Source organism: Rhizobacter sp. P3_C12 (assembly GCF_056402735.1).
The window spans coordinates 1-21,695 of sequence record NZ_JBFUGW010000098.1; the positions used below are offsets into that span (position 1 = coordinate 1).

Below are 21,695 nucleotides of genomic sequence, written 5' to 3' on the forward strand. Positions count from 1 at the left end.
GCTGGAGGCGGTGCGCGCCAGCAGCTCGGCCAGCCCCTTCGCGCTCGCGAAACGCAGCGCCAGCGCGTCGACCCAGTCGTCGGCGCCGTCCAGGTTCAGCTCGGCGGCGGTCAGCTGTGACACCATGCTCAGCACGTTGCACGCCGCTTCCATGTCGAAGCCCGGGTCGCGCAGCTCGCGCGTGATCTCGCGCACCGCGGCGATGGCCGCGCCGAGCTGCTTCTGCAGCATCAGGTTGAACACCTCGACCACCGCGGCGAAGCGCTGCAGGCGGCGGCTCTGCGGCACCTTCTCCAGCGCGTGCTGCAGGTTGTCGAGGCAGCGCTGCAGGCCCTTCGAATCGCGCTGGTGGAAGCGCGTGAAGGCCAGCAGCACCAGCGTCTGGTAGTCGAACATCTTCGAGCTGATGCCCGCCGAGGCGGCGCGCTCCAGCATGCGGCCCGCCTCGTCGCGGTCGCCCATGTAGAAGGCGAGCATCCCGTGCTTCTGCAGCCGGGTGATCGAGCCGGGCGTCAGCGCGGTGGCGCGCTTGTACGTGTCGAGCGCGCTCTGCAGGTCGCCTTGCTCCACCTGCACGCGCCCCATCACGTCGTACGCATCGACGAAGCTCGGATGGTCGCCGATCAGGCTTTCCAGCGTGCGCAGCGCCGGGCCGGGCTGGCCGGCGTCGAGCTGGCTGCGCGCGATGCCCAGGCGCGCCCACGGGATCGCGCCGGTCTTCTGCACTGCCTCGAACATCTGGCGCGCCGCGTCGTGCTTGCCCACGCGCAGCAGCAGCTCCGAGCCGATGCGCGCCGCGTACAGCCAGTACGGGCCGCGCTGCTCGAAGCGGGCAGCGCACAGCGCGGCGCCGCGCTCGAAATCGCCTTCCTCGATCGCGAGGAAGATCTCCCCCAGCGATTTCTTGCGCCGGCGCGCCTGCACCAGGCGCTCGCCGAGCGCGGTCGCGGTGTGGGGTTTCAGCAGGTAGCTGTCGAGCGCCGACTCGGCGGCGTCGGCCACCAGCGTGTACGAGGCTTCGCTGGTGACGATGATGAAGACGGTGGACAGTGGCAGCAGCTGGTTGCGCCGCAGGTCGTCGAGCAGGTTCTGGCCGGAGTATCCGGTGGCGCTGAAGCTGTGTTCGCACAGCACCACGTCGAACGGGCGGGCTTCCAGCTGCTTGCGGGCGTCTTCGATGCGGCCGCATTGCACGACCGTGCCGACGCCGAAATCGCGCAGCTGGGCGGAAAGAATGCTGCGCGAGGTCGGGTTCGGGTCGATGACCATCGCCCGGCACTGCGCGATATCACGGTCAAGCGGAGCCATCCCCCCTTATCGGACAGGGGGAGGGCCGCTTGAGCACCGGCCGCCGCGGGCCTGTTTACTTGAACAGATCCTTCACATGGTCGGTCCAGCTCTTGGCATTCGGCGAATGCTTGCCGCCCGACTTCGCGAAGGATTCTTCCAGCTCCTTCAGCAGCTTGCGCTGGTGCTCGGTCAGCTTGACCGGCGTCTCGACGCTGATGTGGCAGTACAGGTCGCCCGGGTAGCTGGAGCGCACGCCCTTGATGCCCTTGCCGCGCAGCCGGAAGGTCTTGCCGTGCTGCGTGCCCTCGGGCAGCTCGATCTCGGCCTTGCCGCCCAGCGTGGGCACCTCGATGCCGCCGCCCAGCGCCGCCAGCGTCAGCCCGACCGGCACGGTGCAGTGCAGGTCGTCGCCGTCGCGCTCGAAGATCTCGTGCTGCTTGATGCGGATCTCGATGTACAGGTCGCCGGCCGGGCCGCCATTGGTGCCCGGCTCGCCGTTGCCGGCCGAGCGGATGCGCATGCCTTCGTTGATGCCGGCGGGGATCTTCACCTCCAGCGTCTTGGTCTTCTTGATCTTGCCCTGGCCGTGGCAGGTCAGGCACGGCTCGGGGATGATCTTGCCGGTGCCGTGGCAGTGCGGGCAGGTCTGCTGGATGCTGAAGAAGCCCTGGCGCATGTGCACCGTACCGGCGCCGTTGCAGCTCGGGCAGGTCTTCGCGCTGGTGCCGGGCTTGGCACCGCTGCCGTGGCAGGTCTCGCACTCTTCCCAGCTCGGGATGCGGATCTGCGTTTCCTTGCCGCGTGCCGCCTCTTCGAGCGTGATCTCCATCGCGTAGCTGAGGTCGCTGCCGCGGAACACCTGCTGGCCGCCACCGGCGCCGCGGCGCTGGCCGCCACCGCCCTGGCCACCGAAGATGTCGCCGAAGATGTCGCCGAACGCCTCGGCGAAGCCGCCGAAGCCTTCGCCGCCCTGGCCGCCCGGGCGGAACCCGCCGGCGTTGGGGTCGACGCCGGCATGGCCGTACTGGTCGTAGGCCGCGCGCTTCGGCGCGTCGGAGAGCATCTCGTAGGCCTCCTTGACCTCCTTGAACTGCTCTTCCGACTTCTTCGCCCCGTCGCCCTGGTTGCGATCGGGGTGGTGCTTCATGGCCAGCTTGCGGTAGGCCTTCTTGATGTCCTCCTCGGTCGCGTTCTTCGCGACGCCGAGGATTTCGTAGTAGTCACGCTTTGCCATGGATGCTCACGCTTGAAATGCAAATCCCCCGTGCACCGGACACGGCCCACGGGGGTCTGAAGAAGCCGCGGGGGCGCCTTACTTCTGGTCTTTCACTTCCTTGAAGTCGGCGTCGACCACGTTGTCGTCGGCCGGCTTCGACGAAGCGGCTTCGGCATGCGGTGCCTGCGYGCCGCCGCCGGCTGCTGCTCCGGCACCGGCTGCCGCCTGGGCCGCCTGCGCATCGGCATACACCTTCTCGCCCAGCTTCTGGCTGGCCGCCATCAGCGCCTCGCTCTTGGCCTCGATGGCCGCCTTGTCGTCGCCCTTCAGCGCTTCCTCGGCGTCCTTCAGTGCGGTCTCGATCGCTTCCTTCTCGCCGGCCTCGAGCTTCTCGCCATGCTCGCCGAGCGACTTGCGAACGCTGTGCACCATCGCGTCGGCCTGGTTGCGGGCCTGCACCAGTTCGAGCTTCTTCTTGTCCTCGACGGCGTTCAGCTCGGCGTCCTTCACCATCTGCTGGATCTCGGCTTCGGAGAGGCCGGAGTTCGCCTTGATGGTGATCTTGTTTTCCTTGCCGGTGCCCTTGTCCTTGGCGCCGACGTGCAGGATGCCGTTCGCGTCGATGTCGAAGCTCACCTCGATCTGCGGCGTGCCGCGCGGCGACGGCGGGATGCCTTCGAGGTTGAACTCGCCCAGGCTCTTGTTGCCCGAGGCCATCTCGCGTTCGCCCTGGTAGACCTTGATCGTGACGGCCGGCTGGTTGTCGTCGGCGGTCGAGAAGGTCTGCGCGAACTTGGTCGGGATGGTGGTGTTCTTCTGGATCATCTTCGTCATCACGCCGCCCAGCGTCTCGATGCCCAGGCTCAGCGGGGTCACGTCGAGCAGCAGCACGTCCTTGCGGTCGCCGGCCAGCACCTGGCCCTGGATCGCGGCACCGACGGCCACCGCCTCATCGGGGTTCACGTCCTTGCGCGGCTCCTTGCCGAAGAACTCCTTGACCTTCTCCTGCACCTTGGGCATGCGGGTCATGCCGCCGACCAGGATCACGTCGTCGATGGCGTTGACGGCCACGCCGGCGTCCTTGATGGCGGTGCGGCAGGGCGCGATCGTGCGTTCGATCAGCTCCTCGACCAGCGCTTCGAGCTTGGCGCGCGTCAGCTTGATGTTCAGGTGCTTCGGGCCCGACGCATCGGCCGTCACGTACGGCAGGTTGATGTCGGTCTGCGCGCTGTTCGAGAGCTCGATCTTCGCCTTCTCGGCGGCTTCCTTCAGGCGCTGCAGCGCGAGCACGTCCTTCGACAGGTCGACGCCTTGTTCCTTCTTGAACTCGGTGATGATGTAGTCGATGATGCGCTGGTCGAAGTCTTCGCCGCCCAGGAAGGTGTCGCCGTTGGTCGACAGCACCTCGAACTGCTTCTCGCCGTCGACGTCGGCGATCTCGATGATCGACACGTCGAAGGTGCCGCCGCCCAGGTCATACACGGCGATCTTGCGGTCGCCCTTCTCGTTCTTGTCGAGGCCGAACGCGAGCGCCGCGGCGGTCGGCTCGTTGATGATGCGCTTCACGTCGAGGCCGGCAATGCGGCCCGCATCCTTGGTGGCCTGGCGCTGGGCGTCGTTGAAGTAGGCCGGCACCGTGATCACGGCCTCGGTCACCGTCTCGCCCAGGTAGTCCTCGGCGGTCTTCTTCATCTTGCGCAGCACTTCGGCGCTGACCTGCGGCGGCGCGAGCCGGTTGCCGCGCACCTCGACCCACGCATCGCCGTTGTCGGCCTGCGCGATCTTGTAGGGCATCAGGTCGATGTCCTTCTGCACTTCCTTCTCGGTGAACTTGCGGCCGATCAGGCGCTTCACCGCATACAGCGTGTTGCGCGGGTTGGTGACCGCCTGGCGCTTGGCAGAAGCACCGACGAGGATCTCGCCATCTTCCTGGTAGGCAATGATCGACGGCGTGGTGCGTGCACCTTCGCTGTTCTCGATCACCTTGGTGGTGTTGCCTTCCATGATGGCCACGCACGAGTTCGTGGTGCCGAGGTCGATGCCGATGATTTTTGCCATTTGGTTCTCCTGAATCCGAAAATCTTGATGTTGTCGAGTTGTGGATAAGTCGGGCCGTTTCAAGGGGCCGCGCTTGTGGACAGTTGCTTCTGCCTTGCGTTATTTCGGGGCGGCCACGGTGACCAGCGCCGGGCGCAGCACGCGGTCGGCGATCAGGTAGCCCTTCTGCAGCACGACCACGACGGTGTTGGCCTCCTGCTCGGCCGGCACCATGCTGATGGCCTGGTGCTGGTGCGGATCGAACTTCGTGCCGGCCGGCGGGTTGATCTCGATCACCTTGCTGCGCTCGAGCGCGGCCGACAGCTGGCGCAGCGTGGCATGCACGCCTTCGAGCAGTTGCTCGGGCGTCGCGGCCTGGATCGCGATCGCGGCTTCCAGGCTGTCCTTCACCGGCAGCAGGCTGTCGGCAAAGCTCTCGACGGCGAACTTGCGCGCCTTGGCGATCTCTTCCTCGGAGCGGCGGCGGATGTTCTCGGCCTCGGCCTTGGCCCGCAGGTAGGCATCGGACATCTCGGCCAGGCGGGCTTCCAGGTTGACCTCGGCCGCTTGCACCTGCGCTGCGGCCGCCGCGCCGGAGAGGTCAGCCGGCGTCTCAAGTCCTTGATCTTGCGAAGAATTTTCTGGATTTTGCATGGGTGGATCCTGTCGAATGGCGCGCAGATGGGCGCTTTGCCCCGCGTTTCAAGAGGGGCTTTCAAAATAATGCAGGGCCCCGGTGATGCTGGGCACGTGGGACCGTGCGGGGGAAAGGCAAGGGCGGGCCGACCCGGGCCCAGGGTCATTCAGGGTCGATGCTTGCGCTCCAGCGGTTCCAGTCGGCGAGCTGGCGGCGATCACGCTTGGTGGGGCGGCCCTGCTCGATCGCCAGGGCCGGTTCGGCCGCCAGCTTGCGCTGCTTCGCCGCCTCGTCGCGGCGCGCGATGCTGTCGGCGGTCTCCTCGTACAGCGCCTGCGCGACCGGCGCCGGCCCGCGCTGGTGGCTGAGCGCCCGCACGACGATGCTGAGGGTCAGCGGCCCCTGGCGCATCTCGACGCGATCGCCCGGCCTCAGCTCGCGTGCCGGCTTCGCGGCCTGACCGTTCACGCTGATGCGGCCCTTGTCGATCTCCTGGGTCGCGAGGCTGCGGGTCTTGAAGAAGCGGGCGGCCCACAACCATTTGTCGAGCCGCACGCCGGCGTCGGCGGGTGCGCTGGAAGGTGTACCGGGGTGGGCGCTATGGGATGACTTCGCCATGAACGGTTCGGGGACGGGGCTGCGCGCAGTGGTGGAGCCCCCAGTGTAGGCAGTTTCAGGCCGGCGGCGGCTCGCTGGCGGGCCGGAACCGCACCGTCGCGTCGAGGCCGGCGAGCCGGCCGGCGTACTGCCGGTTCGCCAGCTCGATCGTCGCGCCCACCGAATTGCAGATCTCGCGGCAGATCGACAGCCCGAGCCCGCTGCCCTGCGTCGGGTGCCCGGTGTGGAACGGCTCGAACAGCCGGTCGCGCAGCTCGGGGGCGATGCCCGGGCCGCTGTCGCTGATCAGCAGCTCGGCGTTCGCGACCCGCATCAGCAGCTCGCCGCGCTTTGGCGTCTCGCGGATCGCGTTGTGCAGCAGGTTGCGCAGCAGCTCCCGCACCATCCACTCATGGCCGTGCACCAGGCTCGTTTCGGCCTGCAGCTCGAAGTCGAGGTCGCGCTCGCCGATCAGCGGCGACAGGTCGAGCGCCACCTCGTTCGCCAGCGCTCCCAGGTCGGAGATGGCCGGTTCGGCCTGGCCTTGCACCTGCTCGACCTTGGCCAGCGCGAGCATCTGGTTGGCCAGGCGGATCGCCCGGTCGACCGTCGCATGCATCGCCGGCAGTGCGTCGCGGGCATCGCTGGCCGGCATGCACAGCGCCGACTGCACCTGGGTCTTCAGCACCGCGAGCGGCGTGCGCAGCTGGTGCGAGGCATCGCGCACGAACTGGCGCTGGTGGTCGTGCAGYCGCTGCAGTCGCTGCATCAACTGGTTCACCGCGCCGAGCAGCGGTGTCATCTCGGCCGGCAGGTCCGGGCTCGCGACCGGCGACAGGTCGCGGGCGCTGCGCGATTCGAGCTGCGCGCGCAGCGCCTCGATCGGCCGCAGCGCGTGGGCGACGACGAACCAGGTGATCGCCACGACGACGCTGATCAGCAGCGCCTGGCGGACCAGCGTGTCCATCAGGATCTGCCGCGCGAGCCGCCGCCGCACCTCCAGCGTCTCGGCCACCTGCACCAGCGCGACGCCGCGCGCGTCGGAGCTGGCCACCGGCTGGTAGAGCGCAGCGATGCGCACCGGCTCGCCGCGGAACTCGCCGTCGTAGAAATCGACCAGCGCGTCGTATGCCGAGCGCTGCGGCGGCGTGCGCGCATAGGGCGGGAAATCGGCATAGCCCGACAGGAACTCGCCGTTGAAGCCGCTCACGCGGTACATCATCCGGGCGTCGCCGTTGTCCAGCATCTCCAGCGCGTTGTACGGCAGCTCCACGTGCAGGTCGTTGCCCTTGACGGACAGCAGCTCGCCGATGTTGCGCGCCGAGCTGAGCAGCGTGCGATCGTAGGCCAGCGTGATGGCGTCGAGCGCGCGCTGGTAGAGGCTGACCGTGTCGAACGCGATGAAGCAGGCGATCGGCAGCACGATCCAGCCCATCAGCCGGCGCCTCAGGGAATAGACCGGCTGCGTCATGCGGCGCCGTCGGCCGGGTCGCAGCGCAGCAGGTAGCCCAGGCCGCGCAGCGTGATCAGCGAGACGCCGGAGCCGGCGAGCTTCTTGCGCAGCCGGTAGGCCACCACCTCGATCGCCTCGAACTGGATGTCGGTCTCCATCGGGAACACGACGCGGAACAGCTTCTCCTTCGGCTGCGCATGGCCGGGCCGCGCGATCAGCGCCTTCAGCAGCGCCTGCTCGCGCGGCGTCACGTCGAACACGCGGCCGTCGAGGTAGAACGCGCCGGACGACAGCTCCAGCGTCAGCGCGCCGCAGGCGAGCTCCTCCGATCCGGGGTCCGCGGTGCGGCGCAGCAGCGCGCGGATGCGGGCCTCGAGTTCGTCCAGGTCGAACGGCTTGGCCAGGTAGTCGTCGGCACCGGCGTTCAGGCCCAGCACCCGGTCGCCGACCGCGCCACGCGCCGTCAGCACCACGATGGGGACGCGGATTCCCTCGGCGCGCGCGCGGTGCAGCACCTGCAGGCCGTCCAGGCCGGGAATCGTCAGGTCGAGCAGCGTCAGGTCGGGCGGCTGGTTGCGCAGCTGCTGCAGCGCATCGCTGCCGTTGTGCACCACCGCCATGTCGAAGCCGCGCCGTTCGAGCGCCAGCTGCAGCGCCTGCGCCATCGCGAGGTCGTCTTCCACCAGCAGGAGTTTCATGGCCGCGAGTGTGCCTTGCTGCGCAAGGGGGGCTTGTCAGGGACGATCCGGGTCTGACAGGAAGACGACAGCAGGCGGGGCCGGGAATGACAGCCGTCTGACAGTCTCATGCCGGCACCCCAGGGCTTGCCCGGATGTAACCGGGCGCTGCTGCGCTCAGGATGGCGCCTCTGTTCAGTGCATTCCCCCTCAAGGAGACTTATTCATGCGACGCCTCTTGCTCAAAACCGTGCTGTTGCCGCTGGCCCTAGCGACCGCCTCCGCGGCCGTGTTCGCCCAGGACAACTTCAAGGTGATGATCGGCGCCAACCCCGGTGGCGGCTATGACCAGACCGGCCGCGGCATCGGCAAGGCCATGCAGGAAGCGGGCGTGGCCGGCTCGATCACCTATGAGAACAAGGGCGGTGCCGGCGGCACGATCGGCCTGGCGCAGTTCGCGAACGCATCGAAGGGCGACCCGAACGCGATGATCGTCGTCGGCGCCATCATGGTCGGCGCGATCGTGCAGAACAAGCCGCCGATCACRCTGAACGACGCGACGCCGGTGGCGCGCCTGCTGGCCGAGTACAACGTGTTCGTCGTGCCGGCCAATTCGCCGCTGAAGACGATGAAGGACGTCGTCGACCAGATGAAGAAGGACCCCGGCAGCGTCAAGTGGGGCGGCGGCTCGAAGGGTTCGGTCGACCACGTCAGCGTCGCGATGATCGCGCGCGAGGCCGGCGTCGACGCGACCAAGATCAACTACGTGCCGTTCAAGGGCGGCGGCGAGGCGACGGCCGCGGTGCTGGGCGGCCACATCACGGTGGGCACCAGCGGCCTGGCCGAGTTCGAGGAATTCATCAAGACCGGCAAGATGCGCGCGATCGGCGTCACGGCGCCGAACCGCATCCGCGGCTCGGACATCCCGACGCTGGTCGAGCAGGGCATCAACGTGTCGATCGGCAACTGGCGCGGCGTGTACGGCGCGCCCGGCATCACGCCGGCGCAGCGCCAGAAGCTGGTCGACGCGGTCGCGAAGGCCACCAAGACCAAGAGCTGGGCCGAGACGCTGGCCAACAACAAGTGGAACTCGGCGCTGATGACCGGCGACGACTTCGGCAAGTTCGTCGACGACGACACCGCGCGCCTGCGTGCGCTGATGCTGAAGCTGGGCATGCTGTAGGCGACAGGATCGCAGGTTCCCTGCAGTAAGGCTGGCCGGCGCTGTGCGCCGGCCAGCCTGCGTTTGAGGGGCGGATTGAATGACGCAAGGAGGTAGACCATGAACGAGCCCGTGAGCAAGCCCGTGAACAGGCGATCCGAGATCGGCATCGGCGCCGGCGCGATCGGCCTGGGGGCCGTGATGGCCATCGGCGCGGCGCAGATCAAGAGCGAGGTGGGTTACGGCGGCGTCGGCGCAGGCTTCCTGCCGTGGCTGATGGCGGCGGCGATGGCGCTGTGCGGCGTGCTGCTGATCGTGCAGGCCACGACCGGCGGCTTTCGCGCGATGCCCGAGGGCAGCGAAGACACCCCCGCGCCGTACTGGGTCGGCATGGCCTGGCTGTCGGCCGGCCTGCTGCTGAATGCGGCGCTGATCACGCGCGTGGGCTTCATCCCGTCGTGCTCGCTGCTGTTCGTGCTGGCGGCGCGCGGGTTCCGGCTGTCGATGGGCGGTGGTCGCGCGACGCTGGCCGACTGGGTGCGCGACGTGCTGGTCGGCGCGGCCCTGTCGGCGCCGGTCTACTGGCTGTTCACGAAGCTGCTGGGGCTCAACCTGCCCGGCCTCACCAGCTCCGGCTGGATCTGAACGAGAGCATCACCACCATGGACATCTGGAATTCACTGCTGCAGGGCTTCATGACGGCGGGCACGCCGATCAACCTGATGTGGGCGCTGCTCGGCTGCCTGATCGGCACCGCGATCGGCGTGCTGCCCGGCATCGGCCCGGCACTGACGGTGGCGATGCTGCTGCCGATCACCTCGCACGTCGAGCCGACCGCCTCGATGATCATGTTCGCCGGCATCTACTACGGCGCGATGTATGGCGGCTCGACCACCTCGATCCTGCTGAACACCCCGGGCGAGACCGGCAGCATGGTCACCGCGATGGAGGGCAACCTGATGGCCAAGAGCGGCCGCGCCGGCGCGGCGCTCGCCACCTCGGCGATCGGCTCGTTCTTTGCCGGCACGATCGCCACCGTGCTCGTCACGCTGTTCGCGCCCGGCCTCGCCGAGTTCGCGCTGCGCTTCGGCCCGCCGGAGTACTTCGCGCTGATCCTGCTGGCCTTCACCACCGTATCGTCGGTGCTCGGGCAGAGCACGCTGCGCGGCATGACCAGCCTGGTGCTGGGCCTGTCGGTCGGCATCATCGGCATCGACCAGATCTCCGGCCAGGCGCGCTTCACGCTGTACAACGTGCCCGAGCTGGTCGACGGCATCGAAGTGGTGCTGGTGGCGGTCGGGCTGTTCGCGGTCGGCGAGGCGATGTACACGATGATGTACGAGGGCCGCCAGGACGAGACGCGCAACAAGATGTCGAGCCTGTGGATGACGAAGAGCGACTGGAAGCGCTCGTGGCCGGCCTGGCTGCGCGGCACGCTGATCGGCTTCCCGTTCGGCACCATCCCGGCCGGCGGCACCGAGATCCCGACCTTCCTGTCGTACGGCGCCGAGCGCAAGCTGTCGAAGCACCCGGAAGAGTTCGGCACCGTCGGCGCGATCGAAGGCGTGGCCGGCCCGGAGGCCGCCAACAACGCGGCGGTGGCCGGCACGCTGGTGCCGCTGCTGACGCTGGGCATCCCCACCTCCACCACCGCAGCGATCCTGCTGTCGGCGTTCCAGAACTATGGCATCCAGCCCGGCCCGACGCTGTTCCAGACCTCGTCGGCGCTGGTGTGGGCGCTGATCGCGTCGATGTACATCGGCAACGTGATGCTGCTGGTGCTGAACCTGCCGCTGGTCGGCCTGTGGGTGAAGCTGCTGAAGATCCCGAAGCCGGCGCTGTACGCGGGCATCCTGATCTTCGCGACGGTCGGCGTCTACGGCATGCGGCAGTCGGCCTTCGACCTGTTCCTGCTGTACGGCATCGGGCTGCTGGGCGTCGTGATGCGCCGCTTCGACTTCCCGACCGCCCCGGTGATCGTCGGCATGATCCTCGGGCCGCTTGGCGAGGCCCACATGCGCAACGCAATGTCCATCGGGGAGGGCAAATGGACGGTGTTCATTGAACGGCCGTTGTCGGCGACTATCCTGCTGGTGTGCGTGGCGGTCCTGATCGTCCCGCCGCTGTTGACCCGGCTGCGGCGCCGACGTACCGTGGCGCTGGCCTGACCGGCCCTTCCTCACAGCAAGGATTCCCCATGAAGTCCCATCGCTCCCAAAACCGCCGCTCCGTTCTCCGCTGGATGGCTGCCTCGGCAGCCGCCGGCATCGCACCCGCCGTGCCGACGGCCAGCCTGGCCGCCACCGGTCCCGCACCGCTCGGCAAGCTGCGCATCTTCATCCCGGCCAACCCGGGCGGCGGCTGGGACGGCACCGGCCACGCGGTCGGCGATGCGCTGGTGGCCGCAGGGCAGGCGAGCGAGATCGTCTACGAGAACAAGGGCGGCAAGGGCGGCATCATCGGGCTGGCCGAATTCGTGGAGAAATACCCGGATGCCCAGGATTCGGTGATGGTCGGCGGCTTCGTGATGGTCGGCTCGATCGCGCTGAACCGCCCGGCCATCACGCTGGCCAAGGTGAAGCCGGTCGCCCGCCTGACCAGCGAGGTGCTGGCGCTGGTGGTGCCGGCCGATTCGAAGTTCCAGACGATCAAGGATTTCCAGGCCGCGCTGGTGAAGAACATCGCCGAGGTGCCGCTGGCCGGCGGCGGGGCCGGCGGTGTCGACCACATGTGCGCCGCGCTGGTGGCGCGCGCGGCCGGGGCCGATCCGGGCAAGCTGGTCTATGTGCCGTCGAGCAGCGGGGCCGAAGTGATGCAGGCGCTGGCGGCCGGCAAGGTGGCGGCAGCGGTGTCGGGCTTCGGCGAGCTGAAATCGGGCATCTCGTCGGGCAAGCTGCGGGCGCTGGCGATCAGCTCGCGGCGCGGCCTGTTCGGCATCCCGTCGTTCCGCGAGCAGCGCCTCGACGTCGACCTGGCGAACTGGCGCGGCATCTTCGCGCCGGCCGGCATGTCCGATGCGCAGGTGGCCAACCTGCGCGCCTCGCTGCAGAAGGCGACCCAGCACCCCAGCTGGCAAGCCGCGCTGGTGCGCAACGACTGGCAGCCCAGCTGGCAGGTGGGCACCGAGTTTGCCGAGTCGATGGAGCTCGACAAGGCGATGGCCGACGCCCTGGTCTACATCCTCAAGCTGAAGACGGCCTGATCAGGCGGGCCATCCCTGCATGTGGCGGATCGCGATCGCGCTCAGCGCGGCGATCCATTCATGCTGGTCGTTCAGGCACGGGATGTAGTTGAACTCCGCCCCCCCGGCCTCGAGGAACGCATCGCGCGCCTCCTGCGCGATCTCCTCCAGCGTCTCCAGGCAGTCGGCAGTGAAGCCGGGGCACATCACGTCGACGCGCTTGACGCCTTGCTTCGCCAGCCCGACCAGCGTCGGCTCGGTATAGGGCTGCAGCCATTCGGCCTTGCCGAAGCGGCTCTGGAAGGTCACGACCCATTGCTCGTCCTTCAGGTCGAGCCGCTGTGCCAGCAGGCGCCCGGTTTCCAGGCATTCGCCGCAGTACGGGTCGCCCAGGTCGCGCGTGCGGCGCGGCATGCCGTGGAAGCTCATCACCAGCTTGTCGGGCCGGCCGTGCGACATCCAGTGGTCCGACACGCGTTTGGCCAGCGCCGCGATGTAGGCCGGGTCGTCGTGGTAGCGGTTGACGAAGCGCAGCTCGGGCAGCGCGCGCACCCGCTGCGCCCACTGGTAGATCGCGTCGTTGACRCTGGCCGTCGTCGCCGCGCAGTACTGCGGGTACATCGGCAGCACCAGGATGCGGGTGGCGCCGGTGGCCTTCAGCGCGTCGAGTTCGCGGCCGATCGCCGGCGTGCCATAGCGCATCGCGAAGGCCACCTGCACCTTGTGGCCGCGCTCGCCGAGGTAGCCTGCCAGCAGCCTGGCCTGCTTCTGCGTCCACACCTTCAGCGGCGAGCCTTCGGGCAGCCACACCGTTGCGTACTTGGCCGCCGACTTCGCCGGCCGCACGCGCAGGATGACGCCGTGCAGGATCAGCCACCACAGCAGCTTCGGGATCTCGACGACGCGCGGGTCGCTGAGGAACTGCGCCAGGTAGCGGCGCACCGCCGGGGCGGTCGGGGCATCGGGGGTGCCCAGGTTGCACAGCAGGACGGCGGTGGCGGGGGCAGGGCGGGTGGGGGCGGGAGGTTCGGGGGCGAAGCGCATCGCCCGGATTATCGCGGCGGACTCAGCCGGCCAGTGAGCCGGCCAACGCGGGCGACTGCAGCAGCTGATCGATGTCGGCCACCACCGCGGCGATGTCGATCGGCTTGGTCCAGTAGCCGATGAAGCCGGCCTCGTAGGCGCGCCGCACGTCCTCGGGCATCGCGTCGGCCGAGCACATGTAGGCCGGGGCCGAGGCCAGGGCCGGCAGCTGGCGCAGCTGCTGCAGCACCTCGAAGCCGGTCATGCCCGGCAGGTGGGCGTCGAGCACCAGCACCTCGGGCTGCCAGTCGCGTGCGATCTCGAGCGCCTCCTCGCCGTCCTCGGCGATGCGCAGCTCGATGGCGCCGTGGTGCAGCCGCAGCGCCTCCTCGAACAGGATCGCGTTGATGCGGTTGTCCTCGACGTACATCATCCGCAGCGCGCCGCGCCGGGTGGCCGCGGGTGCGGCGGCGGGCTCGCACGGGTCGTCGGCCAGCGGCGCCAGGTCGGTGGCGGCGCCATCGGGATCGCAGGCCATGTCGAGCAGCACGCAGGTACCGTGGCCGAAGCGGCTCGTCACCTGCAGGTCGCCGCCGATCGCCTGCATCAGGCTGCGCGCGATGATCAGCCCGAGGCCGGTGCCCTCGATCGTCGAGGTCTCCTTGCCGAGCCGCTCGAAGGGCTGGAACAGCCGGCTCATCTGCTCGGGTGACAGGCCGCTGCCTTCGTCCTCGACCAGCAGCGTGAGCCGTTCGGCGGATGTCTGCCGCACGCTCCAGCGCACCATGCCGCCGGGGCGGTTGTACTTGACCGCGTTCGAGGCCACGTTCAGCAGCACCTGGCGCAGTCGCTGCGCATCGGCCCGCACGCGCAGCGGCGAGGGCAGCGCGTTCTCGAAGCGGATGCCGCGCGTGCGCGCCATCGGCGCCAGCAGGTCGATCGTGCGCGCGACCACGTCGTCGAGCGCCACCCGTCCCATGTCCAGTGTCAAGGCACCTTCCTCCACTTTCTGCAGGTCCAGCACGTCGTTGATCAGCGCCAGCAGGTGCTGCCCGGCGTCCAGCACGTGGTCGGCGTAATCGTGCACCTTGTCGAGGTCGACCTGGTCGGTGTTCATGCGCATCAGCTGCGAGAAGCCGATCACCGCATTCAGCGGCGTGCGCATCTCGTGGCTCATGCGCGACAGGAACTCGCTCTTCGCCCGGTTGGCCAGCTCGGCGGCCTGCTTGTCGCGCAGCGCCTGATCGGCCTGTTTGGTGCGCRTGATGTCGGAATGCGTGCCGACCACGCGGCGCGGGCTGCCGTCGGCGTGGCGCTCGACGATCTTGCCGCGGTCGAGCACCCACAGCCAGCGGCCGTCCTTGTGCTGCAGCCGGTGCTCGGTCTCGTAGACCTCGGTGTCGCCACGCCGGTAGGACTGGATGGCCCGCATCACGCGCGCCTTGTCGTCCGGGTGGATGCGGCGCGACCACTCCTGGATGGTGTTGCCGATCTCGTCCTCGCGGTAGCCGAGCATCTCCTTCCAGCGCGGCGAGTAGAACGCGAGGTTGCGGTCCTCGTCGAAGTCCCAGACGCCGTCGCCCGCGCCCTCGAGCGCGAACTTCCAGCGCTCCTCGGCCGCCTTCAGCGCCTGCTCGGCGGCACGCTGCTGCGTGATGTCGCGCGTGACGTACAGCACCCGCGCGCCGGCCATCGGCGACAGCCGCGCCTCGAAGCTGCCGGGACGCCCGCCCGCCGTCACCAGGTCGTATTCGAGGCACTGCACCGCGCCGGTCTGCAGCGCGCGGCGGATCGCGGGCAGCACCTGGTCGGCCAGTTCCTGCGTGACGCCCTGCACGAAGGGCCGGCCGCGCACGCTCTCCCAGCCGTGCACCATCAGCGGGTGCTTCGGGTCGCCGCATTCGAGGTAGCGCCCGTCCTCGTCGAGCACGAACCACAGGTCGGGCACGGCCGCCAGCACTGCGCCGAGCCGCGCCTGCGCCTCGTGCGCCTGCAGCTGCTGGCGCCCCAACTCCAGCTCGGCGCGCTTGCGGTCGGTGATGTCGAGCGCCAGGTGGACCAGGCTGCCGTCGCGCAGCCGGCGGTCGTTGACGATCAGCCAGCGGTCGCGCCAGCGCAGTTCGTGCTGGGCGCGCCCGTCGGAGACGAGGCCGAGCCGCCACTGCACGAAGGCCTCTTCGCTGCCGACCGCATCGGGATAGTCGCCGCGCGCGACCATGCTGCGCACCATCTCGGGCCAGGTCATCGCATCGGCCGGCGCGGCGTGGCCGATCGATCGCCGCCACGCCGCGTTCGACTGCACGACGCGGCCGTCGGGCGCGCTGATCATCACGCCGGCGTTCATGCTCTCGAGCGCATCGCTCAGCAGCTGCTCGGCGCGGCGCGCGGCGCTCTGCGCCTGCAGCCGCGCGTTGATGATGGTGGCCGAGCCGCGGTAGCCGCGGAAGCGGCCGCTGCTGCTGAACACCGGCACGCCGCTGATCGACAGCGTCAGCGCGCCAGCCGGGGAGGAGCGGTCGGCGATCAGTTCGGTGAAGGGCTCGCGGCGGGCCAGTGCCGCTTCGTAGCGCGGCCACGAGGCCGCATGCTCGCCACCGTGGGGCTGGTACAGCTCGGGGAAGCGGCGGCCCAGGTCGTGCTGCGGCGGCAGGCCGAGGCGGTGCTCGAAGTTCTCGGACAGCCAGCTGATCTGCCCGAGGTCGTCGGTTTCCCACAGCCAGTTGTTGCCGGACAGGCTGGCGGCGCGCACCCGGGCCTCCTGCAGCCGCCAGCGCTGCTCGCGCAGGCGGGCGTCGAGCAGCGCGCTCGCCAGCAGCGCCAGCTCGTGCAGCGACTGCCACTGCGTGGCGTCCAGGCGCGCCGGTTCGGTGTGGATCGCGCAGACCGTGCCGATGCGGCGCTCGTCGACCACCAGCGGCACCGACGCATAGGCGCGGATGCCGGGCAGCCCGGTGACCAGCGGGTTGTCGTCGAAGCGCCGGTCGCCGAGCGCATCGCCCACTTCGAAGGCCGCCGGCTGCAGGATCGCGTGGCCGCAGAACGATTGATCGCGCGGTGTCTGGCACACGCCGAGGCCGACGGCGGCGGGGAACCATTGGCGGTCGGCATCGACCAGGCTGATGGCCGAGATCGGCCAGCCGGTGCGGGCGGCGACCTGGCGCGCCAGTGCGAGGAAGGCCGGGTCGACGCTGGTGTCGAGCACGCGGAGCTCGTGCAGCACGCGCAGGCGCTCGGGTTCGTCGGCGGGCAGGGGGGCCGGGGTCATGAAGCGCGGAAGGCGTGATTCATCGGGGTCTTCTGCTCCGAGGCCAAGCGACTGTAGCGGACAATCCGGCGGCCCGGCACCCTCCAGCCGCGCTGGATTCCACACCCGCCATGCCTGCTTTCCCTGACAGTTCGCCGCTTGCCTTGACGCTGGATCTCGACGACACGCTGTGGCCCGTCTGGCCGGCGATCGAGCGGGCCGAACACCAGCTGCATGGCTGGCTGCACGAACACGCGCCGGCCACGGCGCAGCGCTTCGACCCGCCGGCGCTGCGTGCCTTGCGCAACGCGGTGGAGGCCGAGCACCCGCAGTGGCGCCACGACCTGAGCTCGATCCGCCGGGAAAGCATCGCGCGTGCGTTGGCGATGACGGGCCACGATCCGCAGTTGGCCGGCCCGGCCTTCGACGTGTTCTTCGCGGCGCGCCAGCGGGTGGAGTTCTTCGACGATGCGCTGCCCGGGCTCGCGCGGCTGGCGGCGCGCTTCCCGCTGTTCGCGGTGACCAACGGCAATGCCGACCTGGCGACGATCGGCGTGGCGCAGCACTTCCAGGGCAGCCTGAGCTCGCAGAAGCTCGGCATCGGCAAGCCGGATGCGCGCATCTTCCACCTGGCCTGCGAGCGCCTGGGCGTGGCACCGGCGCAGGTGCTGCATGTCGGCGACGATCTGCACCTCGATGTGCACGGTGCGCGCGATGCGGGGCTTCAGGCGCTGTGGCTGCACCGGCCGGGCCATGCAGTCGGGGAATTGCCGGCTGGCTGCGGCCAGGCGGCCACGTTGATCGAGTTGGCCGAGATGCTGGGCTGCTGAATTCGTAGCCCGAATGCCAATCCGGGGATCGTCGTTCACTTCAACCGCCCCACCCGGATTGGCATCCGGGCTACGAATCAGCGGTTGAATTCGAAGGGGGCTTGCGGCTGCGTGTCCGAGAACTTCATCACTTCGAAGCGCACGCACGGCGACGTGGGATCGGCCGGCGAGGCCCCCAGCCCGATCGCGCCGCTGCCGTGCAGCGTGCAGGTGCCGCGGCGCAGCTGCACGATCTCGGAGTCGCTCGAGAAGCGCACGTAGGTGCCGTTGTAGCTGAGGTCGGTCAGCTGGAAGGCACCGCCGTGCCAGTCGATGCGGGCATGCGAGCGCGAGACCCGCGAGTCGTCGATGCAGTAGGTGGCCTGCGGGCTGCGGCCCAGCACCACCGGCAGGCTCGGGCCGGCATAGACGCGGTTCAGGTCGAGCCACGCGAGGCGGATGCCTTCGGGCTCGGTGGTGGTGGGCAGCAGGTCGCCGTAGGCCGTGGCCGCGGTGTCGCCGAAGCGCCGGCCTTCGAGCAGGTAGACGTGCACCGGCTCGACGCGGCCGCGCAGCTGCACCCGGTCGAGGCTGCGAAAGCGCGCGCTGTTCTCGGCATCCTGCGCCGAGAACACGGTGGCGGTGGTCAGCGTCTCGTTGTCGCCGGCATGGTCGAGCAGCCGGGCCGCGACGTTGACGGCATCGCCGAAGCAATCGCCCGACATCGCGACCACCTCGCCATGCGCCAGCCCGACCTGCAGCTTCAGCACCGGCGTGCGCGACACCGCGACCGGCGCGCCGGCCACCGGGTTCGCCGGCGGGACGATGCGGTCCAGCGACTCGTGCATGCCGTCGGCGGCTGACACCGCCTCGATCGGATTCTCGAACACCGCCATCAGGCCGTCGCCGAGCGTCTTGACGACCGTGCCGCGGCAGCTGGTGACCACGTGGGCGAGCAGCGCGACGCTGTGCGTGACGACCGTCGTGGCCTCGGCATTGCCCAGCGTCTCGTAGAGCGCGGTGCTGCCGCGAAGATCGGCAAATAGCACGGTGCGCTGCAGGATCTGGGTCATAAGCGTGAAGTTTATGGCAACTTGGCGGCCGCGGAAGGCGCAAAAAAGGCCCCGAAAGCAGTGCTTGCGGGGCCTTTGCAGCGAGGCTGCAGATCAGAGGTTGTCGAGGTAGGTCCGCAATTTGTCCGACCGGCTCGGGTGCTTCAGCTTGCGGATCGCCTTCGCCTCGATCTGGCGGATGCGCTCGCGCGTCACGTCGAACTGCTTGCCCACTTCTTCCAGCGTGTGGTCGGTGCTCATCTCGATGCCGAAGCGCATGCGCAGCACCTTGGCCTCGCGCGGCGTCAGGCTGTCGAGGATGTCCTTCACCACATCGCGCAGACCGGCCTGCATCGCCGCCTCGATCGGCGCGGTGTTGTTGGTGTCCTCGATGAAGTCGCCCAGGTGCGAATCGTCGTCGTCGCCGATGGGGGTTTCCATCGAGATCGGCTCCTTCGCGATCTTCATGATCTTGCGGATCTTGTCTTCCGGGATCTCCATCTTCTCGGCCAGCGTCGGGGCATCGGGCTCGAAGCCGAATTCCTGCAAGTGCTGGCGCGACAGCCGGTTCATCTTGTTGATCGTCTCGATCATGTGGACCGGGATGCGGATCGTGCGCGCCTGGTCGGCGATCGAGCGGGTGATGGCCTGGCGGATCCACCACGTCGCGTAGGTCGAGAACTTGTAGCCGCGGCGGTATTCGAACTTGTCGACCGCCTTCATCAGGCCGATGTTGCCCTCCTGGATCAGGTCGAGGAACTGCAGGCCGCGGTTGGTGTACTTCTTCGCGATCGAGATCACGAGGCGCAGGTTGGCCTCGATCATTTCCTTCTTCGCGTCGCGCGAGGCCTTCTCGCCCTCGTTCATGCGCTTGTTGATCTGCTTCAGGTCCTCGAGCGGCACGACGGCGCGGCCTTGCTGGTCGGTCAGCTTCTTCTGCAGCTCCTGCACCGGCGGCAGGTTGCGCGCCAGCACGGCGCTGTACGGCTTGCCGGCAGCGGCTTCCTTCTCGGCCCACTTCAGGTTCAGGATGTTGGGCGGGAAATGCTTGATGAAGTATTCCTGCGGCATCCCGCACTTGTCGACGAGGATCTTGCGCAGCTCGCGTTCGTAGCGGCGCACGTCGTCGACCTGCGAACGCAGGATGCCGCACAGCTTCTCGATGGTCTTCACCGTGAAGCGGATCGTCATCAGCTCGGCGCTGATCGCGTGCTGGGCCTTGTCGTACGGCGCCGACTGGTAGCCGTCCTTCTCGAAGGCCTTGCGCATCTTGTCGAAGTTCTCGCGCAGGTTGGCGAACTTGGTCAGCGCCGCGCCCTTCAGCTCTTCGAGCTTCTTGGTCAGCGCCTTGCTGCCGCCGTTGCCGTCGTCGTCGTCTTCCTCGTCGAAGAAGTCGACGTCTTCCTCGGCCACGTAGTCGTCCGCCTCGTCTTCGGAGACGAAGCCGTCGACCACCTCGGAGATCGTCATCTCGCCGGCGCCGATGCGGTCGGCATAGGCCAGGATCTCGGCGATGGTGGTGGGCGATGCGCTGATCGCCAGCATCATCGCCTGCAGGCCGCCTTCGATGCGCTTGGCGATCTCGATCTCGCCCTCGCGCGTCAGCAGCTCGACCGTGCCCATCTCGCGCATGTACATGCGCACCGGATCGGTGGTGCGGCCGAACTCGGAGTCGACGGTGGAGAGCGCCGCTTCGGCGGCTTCTTCCGCTTCTTCCTCGGTGGCAGTGGTGGTGCCTCCGCCGGCGATCAGCAGCGTGGCGGCGTCGGGCGCCTGCTCGTAGACCGCGATGCCCATGTCGTTGAGCATCGACACGATGGCTTCGAGGATGTCGGCGTCGACCAGCTTCTCGGGAAGGTGGTCGTTGATTTCCTGGTGGGTCAGGAAGCCGCGCGTCTTGCCCATCTTGATGAGCGTCTTCAGCTCATGGCGGCGCTTGGCGACTTCTTCTTCGGTGAGCGCGGTCTCGTCGAGGCCGAACTCGCGCATCAGCGCGCGCTCCTTGGCCCGCGACACCTTCATGCGCAGCGGCTTGGCCTTGGCGGCCTTGTCGTCGGTGCCGGCCGCTTCGGGCTCGGGCTCGCCTTCGATATCGGCTTCGAGGTCGGAGAAGTCCTCCTCGGGCACTTCTTCCTTCTTGGCGGCGGTGGCCGTGGCGGCCTTCGGCTTGCGGCCCGGCTTGCCCTTGGCTTCGGCGACGGGCGCGGCCTTGGCGGCCGGCTTGGCGACGGCCTTCTTCTTGTCTTCGGCTTCGGCCTTGCCGGCCTTCACGGCTTTCGACGCAGCGGCCGGCTGTGCTGCCTTGGCGGGGGCGCTCTTCTTCGCGGTCATGCAAATCCTCGAATGGTGGTGGTCGTCACGTCGAACCCAGCCTCAGGGCCACGCCGACAAGCCGGGTGACGGCAGCTCGGCAGGGCCCTGTTCAGCGGAGGTCCAAAGACGTAGCGAGGCCCGGATCAAGCCTTAGCTTGGGGCCGCAATCAAATGGGCAAGGTCGCGTGACCATCAAAACGGAGTACAGCCCTTGCGGGGTAGGGTGGCCTTGAGGTGGGGACCCTGGGTCAGAGGGTGGCCGGGGCCCGGAGGTGCTGTCTTTGCTGACCGTTCGTCACTCTTGCCGCGTAACAAACCTTCGATTATCGGCGAAAGAAGCCGTTACGTCAAAGTCACGGTGGATTGACGAGTTTCATGCCCTGCATGCGCAGGCGTTTCTGGGCGTCGAGTTCGCGCCATTGCGCGAGTGCCGCGGGGTCGGTTTCGGCCTGCCGGATCAACGCCTGCAGGCGCGCCGACAGCAGCTCGACCCACATCCCGTCGATCACGCGGCGCAGGTCGGCGRACTGCATTTCGTCCTGCAGCACCCCCGGCGGGACGAGGCGGCGGCCCTCGTCCGCCCATTCGCCGTCGTGCAGCGCCTGCTCGAGCACGGCCCACGGTGTGGCGCCATGTTCCAGCAGGTGGCGCTCCAGCCAGGTGATCAGCGATCCATGCGGTGCCGGCAGCTCGTGCAGCAGCTGGTGGTCGTCGGTGCCGAGCTGGTCCCACCAGTCGCTGTGCAGCAGCAGCAGCCGCAGCACGGTGTCGGCCGGGCTGGTCGGCACGGTGCGTGTCTTCGACTGCGGGGGGAAGGGGCCGCTTTCCTCGTAGCGATCGCGCTTGCCCTTCCACTCCTTGGTCCATTCCTTGGTCCACTTGCGGCCGCCGCCGCCGCCCTCGCGCCGCTGGAAGCGCTCGCGCGGCGCGGCCGGGGCGCCGTCGTCCGGTGGCGGGCCGTAGCCGTCGTCGTCGGGTGGCTCATTCCGGGAGGAGGAGGGCGA

General features: G+C 68.7%; 16 protein-coding genes and 1 pseudogene. 5 read left to right on the forward strand and 12 right to left on the reverse strand.

Features of this window, described 5'->3' with window-relative positions; translation table 11 throughout:
- The 7 genes from AC1DXV_RS16520 to AC1DXV_RS16550 all read right to left on the reverse strand — a co-directional run.
- Positions 1–1,308: response regulator (locus AC1DXV_RS16520; protein WP_477934544.1), on the reverse strand; the 1,308-nt coding region annotated here is incomplete at its 3' end.
- Between the two features lie 55 nt (positions 1,309–1,363).
- Positions 1,364–2,524 carry a molecular chaperone DnaJ gene (gene dnaJ, locus AC1DXV_RS16525; RefSeq protein ID WP_477934546.1) on the reverse strand — a complete coding sequence of 387 codons (1,161 nt, stop codon included), beginning with the start codon at positions 2,522–2,524 and terminating at the stop codon, positions 1,364–1,366.
- 78 nt (positions 2,525–2,602) lie between these two features.
- Positions 2,603–4,564, reverse strand: a complete 1,962-nt coding sequence (dnaK, locus tag AC1DXV_RS16530; protein WP_477934548.1) for a molecular chaperone DnaK — start codon at positions 4,562–4,564, stop codon at positions 2,603–2,605.
- 99 nt (positions 4,565–4,663) lie between these two features.
- Positions 4,664–5,197, reverse strand: a complete 534-nt coding sequence (grpE, locus tag AC1DXV_RS16535; RefSeq protein ID WP_477934550.1) for a nucleotide exchange factor GrpE — start codon at positions 5,195–5,197, stop codon at positions 4,664–4,666.
- A 145-nt stretch (positions 5,198–5,342) separates the two neighbouring features.
- Positions 5,343–5,798, reverse strand: coding sequence for an RNA-binding S4 domain-containing protein (locus tag AC1DXV_RS16540; RefSeq protein ID WP_477934552.1), 456 nt, complete (start codon positions 5,796–5,798; stop codon positions 5,343–5,345).
- A 55-nt stretch (positions 5,799–5,853) separates the two neighbouring features.
- A complete protein-coding gene (locus AC1DXV_RS16545) occupies positions 5,854–7,212 on the reverse strand; it encodes a sensor histidine kinase (protein ID WP_477934554.1) in 1,359 nt (452 codons plus the stop codon).
- A 32-nt stretch (positions 7,213–7,244) separates the two neighbouring features.
- Positions 7,245–7,928 (reverse strand): response regulator, encoded by a 684-nt coding sequence (locus AC1DXV_RS16550; RefSeq protein WP_477934556.1) that lies wholly within the window; start codon positions 7,926–7,928, stop codon positions 7,245–7,247.
- 205 nt (positions 7,929–8,133) lie between these two features.
- Between AC1DXV_RS16550 and AC1DXV_RS16555 the strand changes: the two genes are divergently transcribed.
- The 4 genes from AC1DXV_RS16555 to AC1DXV_RS16570 all read left to right on the forward strand — a co-directional run bounded on the left by AC1DXV_RS16555 (position 8,134) and on the right by AC1DXV_RS16570 (position 12,271).
- Positions 8,134–9,090 (forward strand): Bug family tripartite tricarboxylate transporter substrate binding protein, encoded by a 957-nt coding sequence (locus AC1DXV_RS16555; protein ID WP_477934558.1) that lies wholly within the window; start codon positions 8,134–8,136, stop codon positions 9,088–9,090.
- Positions 9,091–9,189: 99 nt separating this feature from the next.
- Positions 9,190–9,714 carry a tripartite tricarboxylate transporter TctB family protein gene (locus AC1DXV_RS16560; RefSeq protein WP_477874962.1) on the forward strand — a complete coding sequence of 175 codons (525 nt, stop codon included), beginning with the start codon at positions 9,190–9,192 and terminating at the stop codon, positions 9,712–9,714.
- Positions 9,715–9,731: 17 nt separating this feature from the next.
- On the forward strand, positions 9,732–11,237 hold the full coding sequence (locus AC1DXV_RS16565) for a tripartite tricarboxylate transporter permease (protein WP_477934560.1): 1,506 nt from the start codon (positions 9,732–9,734) through the stop codon (positions 11,235–11,237).
- Positions 11,238–11,266: 29 nt separating this feature from the next.
- On the forward strand, positions 11,267–12,271 hold the full coding sequence (locus tag AC1DXV_RS16570) for a tripartite tricarboxylate transporter substrate-binding protein (RefSeq protein ID WP_477934562.1): 1,005 nt from the start codon (positions 11,267–11,269) through the stop codon (positions 12,269–12,271).
- On the opposite strand, the gene hemH is transcribed toward AC1DXV_RS16570, so the two are convergent.
- The gene (gene hemH / locus AC1DXV_RS16575; RefSeq protein ID WP_477934564.1) at positions 12,272–13,294 is read right to left on the reverse strand and encodes a ferrochelatase; all 1,023 of its coding nucleotides are present in this window, start codon (positions 13,292–13,294) and stop codon (positions 12,272–12,274) included.
- 22 nt (positions 13,295–13,316) lie between these two features.
- Complete coding sequence (locus AC1DXV_RS16580) at positions 13,317–16,538, reverse strand: hybrid sensor histidine kinase/response regulator (RefSeq protein WP_477934566.1); 3,222 nt, start codon at positions 16,536–16,538, stop codon at positions 13,317–13,319.
- Between the two features lie 110 nt (positions 16,539–16,648).
- Between AC1DXV_RS16580 and AC1DXV_RS16585 the strand changes: the two genes are divergently transcribed.
- Positions 16,649–17,347, forward strand: coding sequence for an HAD family hydrolase (locus AC1DXV_RS16585; protein WP_477869301.1), 699 nt, complete (start codon positions 16,649–16,651; stop codon positions 17,345–17,347).
- A gap of 77 nt (positions 17,348–17,424) precedes the next feature.
- Here the strand turns inward: AC1DXV_RS16585 and AC1DXV_RS16590 are convergent, their stop codons facing one another.
- From AC1DXV_RS16590 to AC1DXV_RS16600, 3 genes and pseudogenes are all read right to left on the reverse strand, one after another.
- A complete protein-coding gene (locus AC1DXV_RS16590) occupies positions 17,425–18,399 on the reverse strand; it encodes an FHA domain-containing protein (RefSeq protein WP_477869303.1) in 975 nt (324 codons plus the stop codon).
- Between the two features lie 93 nt (positions 18,400–18,492).
- Positions 18,493–20,709 carry an RNA polymerase sigma factor RpoD gene (gene rpoD / locus AC1DXV_RS16595; RefSeq protein WP_477869305.1) on the reverse strand — a complete coding sequence of 739 codons (2,217 nt, stop codon included), beginning with the start codon at positions 20,707–20,709 and terminating at the stop codon, positions 18,493–18,495.
- 335 nt (positions 20,710–21,044) lie between these two features.
- Positions 21,045–21,695, reverse strand: a pseudogene (locus AC1DXV_RS16600) (hypothetical protein); the annotation flags it as partial.

Coding starts and splice junctions, on each gene's coding strand:
- AC1DXV_RS16560 (WP_477874962.1), top strand. CDS start 9,190: ATGAACGAGCCCGTGAGCAAGCCCGTGAACAGGCGATCCGAGATCGGC.
- AC1DXV_RS16590 (WP_477869303.1), bottom strand. CDS start 18,399: ATGACCCAGATCCTGCAGCGCACCGTGCTATTTGCCGATCTTCGCGGC.
- AC1DXV_RS16585 (WP_477869301.1), top strand. CDS start 16,649: ATGCCTGCTTTCCCTGACAGTTCGCCGCTTGCCTTGACGCTGGATCTC.
- rpoD (WP_477869305.1), bottom strand. CDS start 20,709: ATGACCGCGAAGAAGAGCGCCCCCGCCAAGGCAGCACAGCCGGCCGCT.
- AC1DXV_RS16565 (WP_477934560.1), top strand. CDS start 9,732: ATGGACATCTGGAATTCACTGCTGCAGGGCTTCATGACGGCGGGCACG.
- AC1DXV_RS16540 (WP_477934552.1), bottom strand. CDS start 5,798: ATGGCGAAGTCATCCCATAGCGCCCACCCCGGTACACCTTCCAGCGCA.
- AC1DXV_RS16570 (WP_477934562.1), top strand. CDS start 11,267: ATGAAGTCCCATCGCTCCCAAAACCGCCGCTCCGTTCTCCGCTGGATG.
- grpE (WP_477934550.1), bottom strand. CDS start 5,197: ATGCAAAATCCAGAAAATTCTTCGCAAGATCAAGGACTTGAGACGCCG.
- dnaJ (WP_477934546.1), bottom strand. CDS start 2,524: ATGGCAAAGCGTGACTACTACGAAATCCTCGGCGTCGCGAAGAACGCG.
- AC1DXV_RS16550 (WP_477934556.1), bottom strand. CDS start 7,928: ATGAAACTCCTGCTGGTGGAAGACGACCTCGCGATGGCGCAGGCGCTG.